Here is a 17,610-nt window from a genome sequence, read left to right as displayed (position 1 = left end):
ACGCAATGAAAAAGATGTTATTTATCATCCTTTCAATTTTTACTCTAGTAATATCAGGGTGTAGCTCTAATTCTTCTAGTGGAGGATCTGGAGACTCAGGTAGTAATACACCGACAAAAACAGAAGGAAGCGATCAACTAGTTATTGTTGACTGGGGAGGCGCGATAACAGAGGCCCATGCAAAGGCAGTTTTTGAACCTTTTGAAAAAGCAAACAATGTCGAAATTATTATTGAATCCCCAACTGACTATGGGAAATTTAAGGCAATGGTTGAAAGTGGTAACGTTGAATGGGATGTTGTAAATGTTGATAGTGATTTTGTAATTCGTGGTGCAAATGAAGGGCTTTTAGAACCTCTTGATTACGATGTTATTGACGAAACAGGTGTTATGGAAGAACTTATTCATGAACATGGGGTTGGAGCAGAACTTTTCTCGGTAGCAATCTCTTATAATACAGATGCATTTCCAGATGGAAGCCAACCTAAAAACTGGCAGGAGTTTTGGGATACAGAAACATTCCCAGGAGCTCGCTCGTTATGGAAGTATCCGACAGGAACGTTTGAAGCGGCATTGCTTGCAGATGGTGTAAATCCGGAAGAATTGTATCCGCTAGATGTTGAGCGGGCACTTGCAAGTCTAGATAAAATTAAGGAAGATATAACTGTTTGGTGGAATACTGGTGCACAGCCGCCACAATTACTTGCAAGTGGTGAAGTAGGTCTTGCAGGAGCTTGGAATGGTCGAGTTTTGGCCGCTAAACAAGAAGGTGCACCTATAAATGTGGAATATAATAGTGCTATTCTAATGGCAGATTCATGGGTAGTGCCAAAGGGTACAAGTAATAAAGAATTAGCAATGGAGTTTATTAATTTTGCTGTAGCGAAAGAACAGCAAGCTGAATTTTCAAAACTAATTCCTTACTCCCCAGCTAATTTAAATGCGTTAGAGTTACTGGATGATGAAACGGTTGGAGAACTTGGTCAGACCGGGAAAAATCGTGAATCTCAAGTTATTGTTGACTTAGAGTGGTGGGTTGAAAACTTTGATGATGTAAATACTCGTTTCCAAGAATGGTTATTAGAATAGTTTAAGGATAAAAAAGGGATGTGATGATATGAGTCTTCCTCAGGAAAGGGTGGCTATTCCTCCAGTAAAACAGATAAGTAGAAAGTTACCTAGAATACCCGGATTAAAGTGGACACTTCTCATAATTCCTGCAGCATATGTTTTAATTCTTCTAGGAATATCACTAGTAGGGTTATTGAAGTTAAGCATAATGGGGGACAACGGCTTTACGCTGGAATATCTCGCTGCTTTCTTCAGTAAAGCTGTGTATATGCAAGTCTTGTGGATTACGTTTAAAACGGCTTTACTTGTAACGTTTTTCTGCTTGTTGCTCGGTTATCCAGTTGCGTATGCTTTAGCTAAAATGGAAAACGAGAATTGGCGAGATGCGATATTTGGTATTATCCTCGTTTCGTTCTGGATCAGTTTACTGGTCCGGACATTCACGTGGATGATCCTATTGCGATCAAATGGAGTAATTAATCAATTTTTAATGACGCTTGGAATTATTGATGAACCAATTAAACTTCTTTATAACACAACAGGTGTGGTTGTCGGAATGACTCATATTTTGCTTCCATACATGATTTTAAGCTTATACTCCGTAATGGTTAGTATTGATAGAAGCTTCATGCAGGCTGCAAAAGGTTTGGGAGCCAAACCATGGAAGGCCTTCATTCAAATCTTTGTACCTCTTTCTTTACCAGGTGTTTTATCGGGATCGTTAATTGTGTTCGTACTAGGAATCGGGTATTTTATTACCCCAGCACTGTTAGGTGGAACTCAGAATTTAATGATTTCACAATTAATTCATGATCAGGTAAACATTGTTTTAAACTGGAACTTTGCTGCTGCAATTGCTATTATATTACTCGTTTTTACAGTTGTCTTTTTAGCAATATTAGCGTTCCTGACCCGAAATAGTTCTGTTTTGGGAGGGGAGAATTGATATGTGGTTATATGTGGTCGTTACTATTATTTTAATTCTGATGATTGCGCCTATTTTAATCATTATCCCATTGGCATTTGGCTCATCACCATTTTTTGTATTTCCGCCAAAGGAATTTTCCTTACGATGGTTTGAGAATTTCTTTACCAATGGTCAATGGACAAGCTCTTTATTTAAAAGTCTAGAAGTAGCATTTATGACATCGATTCTTGCGTGTGTATTAGGAACAATGGCTGCACTTGCTGTCTCAAGATTGGATTTTAAAGGAAAACAAATTTTCATGGGCGTAATGGTGTTACCAATTGTCGTTCCACTCATTGTAGTAGGTATTGCTTTGTATCGACTCTATTCCGATATTCAGCTTGTTGGTTCAACACTAGGGCTTGTTATGGCCCATTCTTTACTAGCACTTCCAATTGTGTTTGTAACTGTTTTAGCTAGTTTAAAAGGCTTTGATCGTGATCTGGAGCTTGCCGCGATGAACTTAGGATCGACGCCAATTGGTGCATTTTTCAAAATAACGCTACCCATTATTAAACCCGCGGTCTATTCAAGTGCATTATTTGCATTTATTACGTCACTAGACGAAATTGTTGTCACTATTTTTATAGGAGGATCTCAGAATCCTACCTTACCGAAAGTGATGTGGGAGCAAATGCGGAGTCAAATTGACCCAACCATTGCAGCGGCTTCGACATTATTAATTACAGCAACGATTGTCCTTTTTATTAGTCAAAAGTTATTAAGGCTTCGTCAAAGAGGGATTTAAAAAATTTTAGTAGGAGGCTTTATATGGGACAAGATGAGATTAAATATGGACCAGATACGTCAGGGAAGGCTCCACGTTTTACCGGGATTAGTACGTTTATGAAATTCCCTCATACAAATGATCTAGAGGGCGTGGATGTAACTGTTGTTGGTTTACCGTTTGATACCTTATCAAGCTATCGAAGTGGTTCGCGTTTTGGGCCATCCGCAATTCGGGAAATTTCCGGTTTTTTAAGACCTGCAAACGGATATCATAAAATCCATCCGTTTCGGTATTTATCTGTGACGGATTATGGTGACCTTCCACTACTTCCAGGATACCATGAAGATACGTATGAAATTATCGAGAAGGCATATACGAAGATAGCCCAGGCAAATGTTGTACCAATTGGTTTAGGTGGAGATCATTCTAATACGCTAGCTGAACTACGAGGATTAGCAAAAGTTCACGGTCCACTTAGTCTTATTCAGTTTGATGCACACGGTGACACGTGGGATAATTATTGGGGGAAAAAGTATACACACGGAACCCCATTTAGACGTGCAATGGAAGAAAATATTATTGATCCACATACCTCCATCCAAATTGGGATGCGTGGCACACTTTATGAGCCAGATGATTTTGATGAAGCTAGAGGATTTGGCTTTGATTTAATTTCTGCAGAGCAAGTGAGAGAAATGACTGCTAGCGAACTAGCTCAACGTATAAAAGCAAGAGTTGGAGATAGACCAGTTTTCTTTACGTTTGATATCGATTTCTTTGATCCTTCTGTGGCTCCCGGAACAGGCACTCCTGAAGTTGGGGGATTCACAAGTGCAGAGGGGCTAACCTATATGAGAAAGTTAACGGGTATTAATTATGTTGGCTTCGATGTTGTTGAAGTTTCGCCATCACATGACGTTAGCCAAATCACATCCTTATTAGCAGCAAATATAGCGTATGAATTTGTTTGCTTTCAAGCGGTAGCTAAACGTGCATCAGTAACAGAACTAGCTAAGTAAGTAGATGATTCATTAGACGTAGGTTTTTGTAGTGAGAGTTAAATATAATTAAGCAGTCCCTGGACAGAAAAAATTAAGGAATATGAAGCATTTTATGAGTATTAAAAAGGAGTTAATACTATGAATTTAACACAGGTAATTTTCAATACATGTTTGAGGAATTCTATTTAGACAATCAATTCCTGACAAACGAAGAGTGGCAAAAGCGAAAGAAATCCATTAATATGAACATTGTCAGTACTTAAATTTTCTGTATTACATGGAACAAAAAATATGGAGAAGATATGCGATTTTCAGAACTCAGTATTTTGCTGAGTTTTTTTGTTTCTAAAAAATATTGAAAAATCGCAGGAAATAATATGAAAAAAATTGATATAATGAAAAATTCAATTGAAAACCTCCTTCATCAGTTGGATTGATGAAGGGGGGAGTTGCAAAAACTTAGTACTATTCCAGAATCTATTTCAAAGTATGAACTTCTTTCTCAGCTGGCTTTAAGTCCAACCATACTTTTAGATAACCCTGTTCCGCTAAAGCTTTAATTAAAATGATAATAATTGGGGATATTAATAGACCTATAAACCCTAAGATGTTGATACTTATAATGAGTGCAGCTAGCATAACAGAAGCTGAGACACCTAAAGAGTCTCCTATTATTTTTGGCTCTAGTACTTGTCTTGTTCCTAATACAACGACAAGTAATGCAATTAACCATACAGCTAGAAAGATATTTTCAGTAATGAATAAATAAATAATCCAAGGGATGAATAAAGTGGAGACACCCAATAGTGGTAAAACATCAAAAATACCGGCTAATATGGCAATCGTTAATGCATTCTCTACACGAAGGATAAGAAGTACGATTAAGACAACGATAAAGGTAACTCCGATTAGTTTTAACTGAGCTTTCATGTATCCTGAAATGCCTTTTAACACATTCTCTTTTAAAAATGAAAAAGAAGTTTTTACACCTTGAGGAGCATAGGTATTATAGAATTTCTTCCAAATTTTAATATCTAAACTCAAAAAGAAAGCAAAAAAGAACCCCAGGGTTAAGTTAGCTATGATTGTAATACTAGAAGAAAGTGTTGCTAATAGACCTAGTAAGAACCCTGAAAGTAGTGTCGAGATTTTTGCTATTGCAGTGGTTGTGTATTCTTTTGTTTTTTCTAAAGCTTCTGGAGGGATATTATTAATATTCCCTTGAATAAAATCTGTTTGGTTGACAATAAAATTCTCAAATGATGCAGCATATTGAGGGATGGACTGTGATAATTGTTGCATTTGTGTAAAGAAAATAGCTCCAATTGTTGTAAAGATACCAAGTATGACGATTATAAATAGAGAGAAGGATAGTGTAGTTGCTATTCCTTTATTTAAGCCCTTTCTATTAAGGAACAAAGCCAGAGGTTCAGTGATTGAATAAATGATTAAACCAATAAATATCGGTGCTGCAATTTTGAGTAAAAACTCTGAACCTAATAATATGAAATAAAAGGTTGCGATCATTAATAATATGTTAATGAACTTTTTGTAATGGTTTTTATAAAATGTTAAAAACATAAAAACACCTCTATCTAACTGGATTAGTTGAAATTAATTACATATTAGGACTTCCAAATTATATCACCTTTTAGTGGTTTGCCTAAGGATATTTTTAGGGGGCCGCAGTTTAAATGCAGCTAACTATTAATATTTATCTTATAGAATTCAAATTTAGAGTCAATTTTCTAATAACTTATCGAATTCTCAGTCATCATACGACCTATTTCAAAAATAGCCGCAAACTCAGCATTCATGACAGGAGAGATTTTACTGCCATCTTCTTTCCGATAATAATTAACACCATCACAATACTCATACTCATACACATTACTAATATCATACACATTTTCTGGAATAATATGGCCTTTACCTTGAATTATTCCAGTCGATATTGAATGATTTCCACCACCAACCCATGCAACCCCCATAGGCAACCATAAATTTACGTAGTGATTATTGTGATCTTGACGCCATTCCCCACTTTTTCTTCCTTCCCCAATTTGAGCAATACAAGTAACCAATCTTGATTTTTTCCATGAACAAGGCAATACTAGGTCTCGATTTAATGAAATTACTTTTTCCGTTTTTAGTTCACTCATTACATCCACAAAATTAGTACCATCCTTTGAAATCGAGGCTGATGGATCGAAAAGCACTTCTTTGGAAGACAAATTAGGTATTAGTGCTTCATCTCTTTGGTATAAAAGAGTAGTTAAATATTTAGATTGCAGTTGCCTGCCGATTAATCTAACAACATCAATTAAAGGATGTTCATTCTCTTCTATTAATCTTTCTTTACTCTTCTTAAAATCCTTTGCCTGGTCCAAAACTGATCTAGAAAATCTCATAATACTATCGAAGTTGTTTTTAATTTCTAGATTAGTGGATGATTTATGCATTTTGACTGAGGATTGTTTGATGCGTTTAGACTGTTTATTCTTAAATATGAACAAATTACTGCCTCCTTCATATGTAAAGTAAACATATGAAGTTAACTGGTTGTAAATTCCTCGATATTTTCTAAATTGGGATTGTCTAAACTAAAATTAATTGGTTGTATTACAGATAGATCTTGGGAAGGGTCAGAAGTTCTACTATTAAATACAAGACACATAGCAGTATGGACGGACTGTGCATTACCACTCATTACCCTAGCTTATAAATTTGAAATAAGTTTCTTACAAAACACTTTTAGTGATAGTATCTATCTGTGGTACAATCTTTCAAAAGGAGGGATATCCTTGAAATCCATTCTAAGTATTGTTATTTCAATTCTTGTAATAGTTTTATTGCTTAAACTAATAGGTATATTGTAAACAGTCACAATATCCACTTTTAAATAAAAAGTCAGTTGTTTTTTCCAGGTTCTGCTTCCATATGTTAGTTATCATGCTTGATTGTTTCATTTTGGTAACGCCGTCGTTTGGGGTGCATAAGTGCCTGGGAAAAAAATTGATTCCGTCTTGATAATTACTAGCCCTCTTTTTTTACTGCACTTGATGAGTCTCCTGTTTCTTCAAACTGTGAATTAATAACTATCTCTAATTCTGAATGAAGCTCCCATTATTTTACTTCGCTCCTCCAATTCACTCCCGTTTATTTTTAAATAAAGTGAAAATAGTTTCCCAATTCACGGACGGTTGCGTTTCTGTGTACGAAACTTTTTGATTATAAAATGCAATTGCATATAATACTTCAAGAATTCAATAACCATTATGGTTTTGGATTTTTTTTGTATAGATTATTGAGTTGTCATTAATTTTTGGGTGTGATTCATAAAATGAACCTACATTAATATATCTTCGTGTTGGTTAAATATATTACGACAATAGGGGAGATTGTCTGAACTAAATAACTGTAAAGTCAAAGCGAAGGTCGGTCTGATAACTGGAACAGTAGTATATCAATGGATTGGATATAGAGTATATTGTCCTGCTGTGTGGATGTTATCTACAAAGGATATACAGTAGTTGAAAGAGTTACCTCCGCGCAAAATTGTACACGGGGGAGGTATAGAGAATTCGAGAGAAATGGATACAAGTTAGGCGCTAGAAATTAAAGAAGATCATGCCAATCATAACTTTAAGAAAAGAGGTATTTCATAGAATAAAAAGAAATAAAAGGGAATTCACATAGTGATGTAGAATGTAAGCCTTAAAGGCTATATCGGAATAATTGGAATTATTATAAATTACACCTTAGGATCTTACTTACATTTATAGCTATAATAGATATTTTTCAACCAATAGTGATAGTTTTTTAAAGCATAAAAGCTATTCAGTAGCTCCACCCCCACCAAACACCACCATATTAGTATCTATAGGTAAAATGTAATAAAGATCAAGTAAATCTATATAAAAAGGTTACAAGCATTCGTCCGCTGAAATTGATGGAGATAGGGTGCAATAAATTAAACTGAGGGGAGTTTCTATAGTGGCCATTAAATTCAGAAAAAGTATTAAGATCGCACCAGGAGTTCGTATGAATGTAGGAAAAAAAGGTGTTGGGTTTTCAGCAGGTGTTAGAGGTGCTCGAGTAAGTACTAGTTCAAGAGGAACAAATGTATCTGTAGGTATTCCAGGATCAGGGGTATCCAGTTCGCATCGCATTTCAAGCTCGAAATCAAAGAGACCACAACGTACCCAATATGATCGAATCCAAGATAAACAAGGGAAAGCAACCGCCACTAATAAAGCAAGATTATCAGTAGAACAATACAATGCTCATGTTGAAATGCTTACTACAATGCATCTTGAACCTTCATCTATAATTGATTGGGAGGAAAGAGCAGCATGTCCTCCACCGTTTGAATCACGTGAAGATGGTCCGTCCTACATGTTAGCAAATAAAATATTAAATCAATTCAAACCTAGTTTACGAGATCGTTTTTTTAATCGTGTGGAGCAAAGAAAATTCTCTTTACAACAGTTGTTGGTTGACGCTGAAGTAGAAGACAAAAAAATATTGAGTGACTGGAATCTAAGTATTGAGCAAACGCAAAAGATTTTAGCTAATGATTTAGCTGAATTTGAACAGATTTTAAAGAATTACCGTCCCTTCGATGACATTGAAGATCTTCAAGGAAAAGTCTCCTATACATTCCCGCATCCAGGTACAGTTATTGCACGACTAGAAATCGAGTCAAACGATACAGTTCCTGAAAAAACACTTAGCCTTACCGCTACTGGTAAGTTATCTGAAAAGAAAATGGCCAAAGGAAAATACCTTCTGCTTTATCAAGATTTTGTATCAAGTGGAATGTTACGAATTGCTAGAGAATTCTTTTCTCTCCTTCCGATGCAAACAGTTATTGTTCACACATATGGATATAGTCAAGCCGTAGCACCTCCTGAATATGGGTGTATTCTTTCAATAAAAGTTAATCGTGCTGATTTGGAAGATATAAATTGGGAGTCAATCGACTGTTCGGAAATGATTGAACAATTTGACCACAATATGAAGTTTTTAAAAACAAAAGGCTTCAAACTAATTGAGGAGGTGCAATTGCTATGAAATTATTTGCAATAATTGGAGCAATAATTCTATTAATTCTCTTATTCCGGTTCCCACTCTTTACTATAGGTATAGGAATCGCGATGTGGGCTGTATATGAATGGAAGATAAATAAAAAGCTTCATGCCCAGTCTCGTAAACCTGCAGCCATTTTATCAATAGGTATGGTTATGGCATTAACTGGTTGTATTATGATTGTAAACGAACCAATTATTGAAGACACTACTACAGAGTCAGACGTAGCAGAAGTTGCTACTGAAGAGAAAGATACCGATAAAGAGAAAGTTGCAAAACAAACGGAAAAAGAAGAAACTGAGCGTTTAGCAGAAGAGGAAAAGGAAAAAGAAAAGGTAGAATCCATAGCCAAAGAGGAGGAGCTAGCCAAAGCTAAAGAAGAGGAATTAGCTAAAGCTAAAGAGGAGGAGCTAGCTAATGCTAAAAAAGAGGAATTAGTTAAAGCCAAAGAGGAGGAACTAGCTAAAGCTAAAGAACAAGAAGCTTTAAAAACTAGCTCCACCACGGATCTAATTCCAGTAACACTTGTTAGGACTGTTGATGGTGATACTGCAGTTGTTAATTACGAGGGAAAAAATCTATCAGTTCGTTATCTATTAATTGACACTCCAGAAACAAAGCATCCTCAAATGGGTATTCAACCTTTCGGACCTGAAGCTTCTAATCGAAATAAAGAGCTCATTAACTCAGGTAAACTTGCAATCGAATTTGATATTGGCGAACGAACTGACCGTTATGATAGATTACTTGCTTATGTGTATGTAGACGGTGTATCAGTACAAGAAACTTTAGTGCGTGAAGGCTTTGCGAGAGTCGCCTATATCTTCCCTCCAAGCACTAGGCACTTAGATGTCTATAAAGCAGCTGAAAAGGAAGCGAAAGATGCTGGTCGCGGAATTTGGTCAATTGAAGATTATGCAACTGAAGATGGCTTTGTAAGTGACGAAGCTGTTGCAGAAAAACCCAAAGAAGTACAGGAAACACCAAAAGTATCAACTCCTCCAGCTAAACAGGAGCAAGAGTTTTTCCAAAACTGTACTGAATTGCGAAAAGTATATCCAAACGGTGTAGCGTCAGATCATCCTGCATACCAACCTAAGATGGATAGAGATAAAGATAATTTTGCCTGTGAAGCTTAGCTTCATAGTTTTCACCTCTTCTAAAAGAAGGGGTCTTCTTTTTTTGAAAATAATGCGTAAAGTAAAAATATCCTCCTTTAGTTGTTACTTCTGTTGCTTCTCAGGCTGAACTGCTGTTTGCAAATCCTACATTAATATATTTTCACGTCTTCTAAGTAATAATACAAAAAACCCAAAATTTTCATTGAGAGGTGCTAAAATAAACTTATCCATTATTCGGAAAATTAACTATAGCAAGATTGAGGGGAATTCAATGATAATTTACAATGAAACGTCTTCCAAATTTATCGATCATGTACTTGAGAGAAGTATAGGGAATGTATTGCTCACTAATATCCAAGAAAAAATGAATCGATCAGTTTCTCCTAGTGAGCTTTTATCATGGACTAACTCGCTACCGCAGATGGCAAAGATATTAAGAGATGCGGAGTTAAAAGAAGATACACATGTGCTATTAGAATATAAATTGCCATCTACTGAGAAGCGCATTGATTTTCTCATTACAGGTGAAGACAATAATGGGAAGCAAAATGCAGTTATTGTGGAATTAAAACAGTGGCAACAATCAAAAATTGCAGAAGGGGACGGGATCGTTAAGACGTTTTTGGGGAAAAGAGTTCGTGAAACAGTCCACCCTTCTTATCAATCCCTTTCTTATAAGCGTTATTTAGAAAATTTTAATGAGGCTCTTTATCAAGATTCTTCTATTAACTTAACGTCATGTGCTTATTTGCATAATTATATTCCTAGTAGAAATCGAGCAGAAGAACCTCTACTGAATCAACGATACGCATCATACGTAGAACAATCACCAATCTATTTTCAATTTGATGATCAATTATTAATGAAGATGATTAAAGAAGCTGTATCTGAAGGGAAAGGTACGGAAATTGCGAAGAAAATAGAAGAAGGTAAAATTAAACCTTCCAAGAAATTAGTAGAAGCAGTGAATTCTTTATTTGAAGGTAACGAAGAATTCATATTACTGGACGAGCAAAAGGTAGCTTATGAAAAGGTGTTATCGATATATAGGGGCTTAGATTTAGCATCGGATGAAAAACATACCATTCTTATAAAAGGAGGACCTGGAACAGGCAAATCGGTAATTGGATTAAATTTAATGAATTTTCTATTAGGAGAAAACGCAACGATTGAATACATAACGCCAAATCAAGCCTTCCGTGAAATCCTTCGAAAAAAACTAATCGGGACTAGCGAGTTTGTCGAAATAAGAAGCTTATTTAAGGGGTCAGCTTCGTATGTCGAAACACCAAACAATTATTTTAATGTTTTAGTATGCGATGAAGCACATCGTCTAAAAAACCAGGGCCATATGAAGAGGAAAATAGAAGGTGAAAACCAGGCTACTCAAATTATCCGTGCAAGTAGAGTAAGTGTTTTTTTTATTGACGATGAACAAGTTATTTCAAATAAGGACATTGGTCGTTTCGAATTACTTAAAGAAGAAGCACAAAAGCAAAATTCCAACGTTCATGAAGTCGAACTAGATTCACAATTTCGATGTGCAGGCTCAGGTAATTATCTTGATTGGTTAGATGATCTTCTATATGAACAACAACAAGGTATTCTTCTTGAAGGGGATTTCGATTTTCAACTAGTAGATTCTCCTCATGAACTCGTCGAAAAAGTTGTACATGAAAAGAATGGAAGACTGCTAGCAGGATATGCTTGGGACTGGATCACAAAAACCGAAAAGGGACAATTATCAAAAGACGTAGTCATTGAAAAATATGGCTTTGCTATGCCTTGGAATGATCCTAATCGAATTGACTGGGCAATCCATCCAGAATGCTCGCTTCAAATTGGCTGCATTCATACCGTACAAGGTCTTGAAATGGAATACGTTGGGGTCATAATCGGAAACGATTTATCTTTTAATCCCGAAACAAATGCAATCGAAGTAAAGCGAGAGAATTTTAAAGATAAAGGTGCAAGACCCGCCAAACCTAAGAAGAAATATGAAATTGATCCTCTTGATCAGCTGGTGAGAAATACATATAAGACCTTGATGACCCGTGGGATGAAGGGTTGTTATGTGTATTGTGTGGATGATGAATTGAGGAAATATATTAAAGGGAAAATTGCAACTTATGTTCTTTTGTAGTGATTTAGCGGTGAATAGTACAGCTTCGTACATTAAATAAGAAAATGTTGCTCAATTGAATTGGTTAAGTTCTTTCTAATTCGAATGCTGGAATTGAAGGCATTCGAAGAACATATTGGCATACAAAAATTATTGCATTACGACTAATTCTTAGCACGTAAAATAACCTCTCGTTTTGGTTAAATATATTACGACAATAGGGGAATTTCTTAACCATTCTTACTGTGTCGATATGGGCTTCTAGTCAACTGAGTCCGTTAAAATTGGTTAGTGAGGATAGGGACCTGTTACGAATGCTCGAGAAAGACGGGTAAATAAGTTTTTAGTAAACCTTTAACTAAAAAGTAAGGGGAAAGTTGATCCATGAAGGATTAACGTTTTTTTGTTGAACTTATACAAACAAAGGAGACAGGCAGCTTTTCTTACATTTAGAAATGTATCTAAGATATCTTTTTTTCTTTAATTGTCTTAATTTTATGAATAGTATATAATACCAATGTGTTCCATTTTTGTTTTTCTTTATATAAATTATAAGGGAAAGGGTGGAGTTATTGTTTTGTGGTGATACACAAGATTCTGGGTCTTTTATATAAAAAGAGATTATTTATAAATAAACTTTAGGAGATTAATAATATATGAATATAGCAGACTTTATTAGTAATTTTAAAAACCATCCAGTACTTTTTGTGGGCACTGGGGTTAGTTTAAGATATTTAAATAATTCTTTTACTTGGGATGGATTATTAGCTTATATATCACGCGAAATATCGGGAAATGATGAATATTATTTAGACTTAAAGTATGCACATAAAATTGATGGTAATAATAAAGATTTTGATTTTCCAAAAATAGCTACTGAATTAGAAAAACACTTCAATTTTATTGTTCAGCAAGATCGGAATGGTAAATTTATAGAAATCAATGATCAATTCTATGAAAATATGAGTAAAGGTATAACTATTAGTCGTTTTAGGCTATATATAGTTAAGCTTTTGCAAAGAAATCGTCTAAAAGAAGAGATGAAAGAAGAAATAAATGGTTTAAAAAAAGTACGAAAGAATATTGGCTCGATAGTAACAACAAATTACGATACATTTATTGAAGATATATTTGAATTTAAGCCACTAATAGGCAATGAGATTTTATTAAGCAATCCTTATGGGTCAGTTTATAAAATTCATGGATGTGTAGAAGATTCCTCGAAAATAATAATTACAGAAAAAGACTATCAGGTATTTGAAGAAAAATATGAATTAATAAGAGCTCAATTACTTTCTTTGTTTATTCATAATCCAATAATATTTATAGGATATAATTTAGGTGATAAGAATATTAAGAGTATATTAAAAACAATTTTCACATACGTAGATATATCTACGGATGTTGCTGAAAAGATTAGAAAGAATTTTTTATTAGTTGAATATGACAAGGGATCACTTAACGAAGAAGTAGTTGAACATGATATAGATATTGATGGAATGGCGACAATTCGAATTAATAAGATCAAAACTGATAATTATAAGGAAATTTATGAACATCTGGGAAACCTTAGTCTACCTGTATCTGCGATGGACATTCGAAAAGTACAAAATATTGTTAAAGATATATATGCCGGTGGAAATATAAAAGTATCCATAACTGAAGATATTGAAGGGCTAAAAAATGAAGATAAAATTTTAGCAATTGGATCTCAAAAGACGATTAAATATGAATATCAAAATGCTCAAGAAATGATGATTAATTATTTCAGTATTATAACTGAAGCAAACCATCAACTTTTAAAACTAATCGAAAAACATAGGATACAATCAGGGCAATTTTTCCCTATATTTGGATTCTCTGAAATACAGTCGGGATTATCAAATTTCGAAAAATTGAAAAATATCCAACTAAGAAAGATTAAAGTTTTAGAAGAATCTATCGATCTTGCTGGAAATTGTAATAGTATTCAAGAAATACTAGATGATTACACAATATCCCAATCGAAAAAAGTTTATGCAATAGTTCAGGGAGCATTAAGAAACAGAATCGAATTGAATGATTTGGAGTCTTATTTGAAAAGTCATACCGATAAGAAACATACCGATTATAAAAAAATACTATGTGTCTATGATTATAAAAAGTATGGAACAATACATATTAAAAAGCAGCTAGTGAGGTAAGTACGTGGTATCCCGACTTCTGTGAATGTCCTCCCGATTCGTTATAGATAGAATAGGTGTTGTGGGGGCTTTCAGTGTCTAAGATTAATTGGTGATTGATAAAACTAGTATGTGACTTGCGAGCACTTTGAATGAATAAAGTAATTGTCTCACATATGTAATATAGTAACCTATTTGTGAGAATGGAGAGGATGTTTCATGGATTTTTTAGATATATTATTTAAACAGCCCAAGTTGCCAAATGTTATTCCATTGCAGAAAAAGAGAGACATTGAACACGAGGTTAAATTTCAAACAATGTCAATAAATGATGCAGGCTTTAAAGTGTTGGATATTTTTCATAGAGAAGAGCTTGCAATCCTTTTATATAGACACTTTTATGAGGATACATTAAGTGAAGAAGAAGAAGAAGATATAATTTTGAAACTACGAATCATTACAAAAAAGGGAGTACTTCATCCAGAACCTAATTTGAAAGCATTCTTTATATACGAGTTTACAAAAATAGAGTTAGCTGATATAGACATTAAAGAACAATTTGTAAATGACGGCTATGGAAGCATCTTGCTTGGCAGATTGATAGAGTTAGCTGTGAAAAGAAATGTAAGAGAGATTACTGGGTGGATTTCTGGAGTAGATAAAAATCATATTGAAAGGCTTGTTCACTTCTATGAAAAACATGGCTTTCAAATTAATTTGCATGATAGAGCCAACACGTACAAAATTGGGGATTTAATTTGGTTGAATAATTTTGATTGATCGAATGTTTTTTAATTTCATAAAAGGAGGAGAAAGTTATGGAGAATGTACAATGTGCAAAGTGCGGCAAGTTTGTAGAATATATAGTCGACTTAGGTTTTTGTGAACCATGTTTTAGATAAAACATTGAGGGTGAATCATAAAAATAGTTGATGAAAATTTTCTGAGAGTATTCCCGCGATTAAAAGGTGGTACTCTTTGGATATCCCCTAGATGAAATGAGTTTCTTATATATATAGTTAAAAAAATGTCTCTTCATATTCTCTTACTAACTTATAAAAAGTCGTTTTTTACTCCGATTTCCTTCATTGCTTTGACTGCCATAAGCTCTCTAGTTTTCCACCGAGCATATGCTTCTTTAAACTCCTTTAATGGGAAAACATAAAAAAAATTATGACCATGGGGGGAAGTCTCTGTGGTAAAATTATGAAAGACATTAGAGGCCAGTTACGCGTAAAGTTTCAGAATTAGCACTGCAAAAACAAGCTTTCATGTATCAAATGGTTATATCATCTTAAACAGCCAAACGAAAACTACTGGAGATTATTTTAACGTTAAAATTCTTCATGAAAATTTAATAGCAACAAATTTTTTCGAATTCTAATGATATTTCAAAATAATAAAGGTTGATGAATAAAATGTGATCCTCAAATATAATTAAGTGAATCTAAGGAGGATGACTATATACGTGAGTAATGAATTATTATTAATTCCTATGATATTGTTAACAATTTTTTTAATAGCAATTATAAAGTCAAGGCAGAAAGTAGTATCTAAAAATATTTTGATTATTTTAATAGGATCAGGAGCATTGATAGGTGGAGGTTTAGCTTATGCAATGATGGCATGGTTTAATTTCACGCCTACACTTGGAGAGGATAGTAGTAGAACTGACGATATTATAAGAATCACGATGCCATTAATTGCAAGCTTTATAACAGCGGTTTCGGTCATAATGGCTACCTATAATATATCTAACGGTGAAAAAAGTGCTAAACGTCAAAGTATTTTAGATCTAATGAAATTTACTAACGATATAATTAGCGATCACAAATTAATTTCAGAGAGTGAGAAGTTACTAGAAGAGTTAGAATCTAAATTGTCTTCAACAAATACTAAAGTAGATATACTAGTTAATAATGGCGCTAGATTTGTTCACAATTATTTAAATAAAGACGAAGAAAAAAATAAAAAAGCAATGCTTGTAGCACTAAATAAATTATATTACCCCCAAAAAGGATCTGTTTTAGAGACTGAGCAAAGAGAGTTAGAAAAACTAATTAAAAGCCATTATATTAAAGACATGAGAACTCTTTGGGTTACTGTGAACCAATTGTCGGGTAAGCCTTCGCTTAGGTATAAAATTTTAGAAGAGAAAAAAGTATACAAACTTAATAATGACTGGATAGGACGAAATATGAAAAGACACTCTTTCTATTCAAATACAATATTAAAAGACAATCGTAATATTATTACAGAATTAATTATACATAATTCTCAGCATAACTATTCTTTAGATGTAATACACTACGATGATATCTTTAGGGTTTGTAATGATTTTTTCGAGGGAAAATATGAAAAATTAGGACATTTTTTTAGAACGACTCATCGTACACTTAAATTAATAAATCAGTATTTTTTTGATGATGAAGAAGAATACAAAATGCAAATTGGACTTTTGAGAGCACAAATTCCTAACTCCGTAGCAATTTTGCTTTATTACAATGCTTTTTATACAGAAAAAGGACGGGGTATGGGAAGAGAATTACTTGCTTCTAATTTTTTTGGAGATATAGATGATTTTAAATTTAAAGGATTAAAAGGTACTCGTACGGTAGTAAGAAGTCAACATTTTCATAACAAAGCGAAATTCTTATCCGATCAAGATGCCCATGTAATTTATGAGCTATTTACCACAAATAAAAAAAGTGTAACAATGAGAAAAAAAAATCAAAGTTATCGCAAAAAAAATTCTACTAAATATCTAAAATTTAGAATGAAAGTTTGCGAATTTCATAAAAAGAAGCAACCCAAGATATATGATGAGCAAATTGAGGCGGATTTAAATTGGGCAGATTCCTTTATTCTAGAGAAATTTAGAAACGAATTTTCTTATAATTCTAGAGTATATAGGGAAGACTTTTTATTGTATGGCGTTGACAGAAAGATTAATAAATGATAAAATTAAATCATGGTACAAAATACCTCGAGATTTTATTTATTTAAACTCGGAACTGTTTGATTTCAACGTTATCATATGTGTTTTAGACGGTTTTACACTTAAAAAAAACCGGAAAAAGTCTAGGTATAATTATACCTAGGCTTTTTCGTTTATTTTAAATACCAAATTTGCTTTTTTAACCACCCAGGCTAGCAAAAAAAGTCTTCTTTAAGAACCAATCTTGATTTTCACTATGTAGCTCTACTATATACTCATCTGTTTCCATATTCTCTGAGTAGTTTATTAAAAGTCGTCGTTATTCACCCCGATTTGATGCATCGCATTAACTGTTGTTATCTCACTTGTTTTTCTCGCGCAAATGCCACTTATCGGTAACCTGAACCT

At 34.0% G+C, this 17,610-nt stretch carries 12 protein-coding genes; 10 read left to right on the top strand and 2 right to left on the bottom strand.

Annotated features, from left to right (window positions below):
• Window positions 1-5 precede the first annotated feature (5 nt).
• Genes C406_RS0110015 through speB form a run of 4 tightly spaced genes read left to right on the top strand, consistent with a single transcriptional unit; the run spans window position 6 to window position 3,786 of the window.
• Window positions 6-1,088 carry an ABC transporter substrate-binding protein gene (locus C406_RS0110015; protein WP_017380482.1) on the top strand — a complete coding sequence of 361 codons (1,083 nt, stop codon included), beginning with the start codon at window positions 6-8 and terminating at the stop codon, window positions 1,086-1,088.
• 28 nt (window positions 1,089-1,116) lie between these two features.
• Window positions 1,117-2,016, top strand: coding sequence for an ABC transporter permease (locus tag C406_RS0110010; protein ID WP_017380481.1), 900 nt, complete (start codon window positions 1,117-1,119; stop codon window positions 2,014-2,016).
• 1 nt (window position 2,017) lies between these two features.
• Complete coding sequence (locus C406_RS0110005; RefSeq protein WP_017380480.1) at window positions 2,018-2,785, top strand: ABC transporter permease; 768 nt, start codon at window positions 2,018-2,020, stop codon at window positions 2,783-2,785.
• A 23-nt stretch (window positions 2,786-2,808) separates the two neighbouring features.
• A complete protein-coding gene (gene speB / locus C406_RS0110000; RefSeq protein WP_017380479.1) occupies window positions 2,809-3,786 on the top strand; it encodes an agmatinase in 978 nt (325 codons plus the stop codon).
• Window positions 3,787-4,245: 459 nt separating this feature from the next.
• Here speB and C406_RS0109995 read toward each other — a convergent pair whose 3' ends face one another.
• A complete protein-coding gene (locus C406_RS0109995; RefSeq protein ID WP_017380478.1) occupies window positions 4,246-5,349 on the bottom strand; it encodes an AI-2E family transporter in 1,104 nt (367 codons plus the stop codon).
• 167 nt (window positions 5,350-5,516) lie between these two features.
• Window positions 5,517-6,284, bottom strand: a complete 768-nt coding sequence (locus tag C406_RS19900) for a DUF6710 family protein (RefSeq protein WP_017380477.1) — start codon at window positions 6,282-6,284, stop codon at window positions 5,517-5,519.
• A gap of 1,480 nt (window positions 6,285-7,764) precedes the next feature.
• Here C406_RS19900 and C406_RS0109985 point away from each other — a divergent pair.
• The 6 genes from C406_RS0109985 (at window position 7,765) to C406_RS0109955 (ending at window position 17,223) form a co-directional block, all read left to right on the top strand.
• Window positions 7,765-8,844: a DUF4236 domain-containing protein gene (locus C406_RS0109985; protein WP_017380476.1), complete on the top strand. Its 1,080-nt coding sequence runs from the start codon at window positions 7,765-7,767 to the stop codon at window positions 8,842-8,844.
• Window positions 8,841-9,998 (top strand): thermonuclease family protein, encoded by a 1,158-nt coding sequence (locus C406_RS21250; protein WP_017380475.1) that lies wholly within the window; start codon window positions 8,841-8,843, stop codon window positions 9,996-9,998. Before C406_RS0109985 ends, C406_RS21250 begins: the two co-directional genes overlap by 4 nt.
• 253 nt (window positions 9,999-10,251) lie before the next feature.
• Window positions 10,252-12,123, top strand: coding sequence for a DUF2075 domain-containing protein (locus tag C406_RS0109975; protein ID WP_017380474.1), 1,872 nt, complete (start codon window positions 10,252-10,254; stop codon window positions 12,121-12,123).
• A 635-nt stretch (window positions 12,124-12,758) separates the two neighbouring features.
• Complete coding sequence (locus C406_RS0109970) at window positions 12,759-14,285, top strand: SIR2 family protein (RefSeq protein WP_017380473.1); 1,527 nt, start codon at window positions 12,759-12,761, stop codon at window positions 14,283-14,285.
• Window positions 14,286-14,483: 198 nt separating this feature from the next.
• Window positions 14,484-15,044, top strand: coding sequence for a GNAT family N-acetyltransferase (locus C406_RS19895; protein WP_017380472.1), 561 nt, complete (start codon window positions 14,484-14,486; stop codon window positions 15,042-15,044).
• A gap of 688 nt (window positions 15,045-15,732) precedes the next feature.
• On the top strand, window positions 15,733-17,223 hold the full coding sequence (locus tag C406_RS0109955) for a putative phage abortive infection protein (protein ID WP_017380471.1): 1,491 nt from the start codon (window positions 15,733-15,735) through the stop codon (window positions 17,221-17,223).
• Window positions 17,224-17,610 lie beyond the last annotated feature (387 nt).

It is taken from the genome of Paenisporosarcina sp. TG-14 (assembly GCF_000297555.1).
Lineage (GTDB): Bacteria > Bacillota > Bacilli > Bacillales_A > Planococcaceae > Paenisporosarcina > Paenisporosarcina antarctica.
The sequence above is the reverse complement of the archived record's forward strand: the minus strand, read 5'-3'. Positions and strand labels throughout refer to the sequence as shown.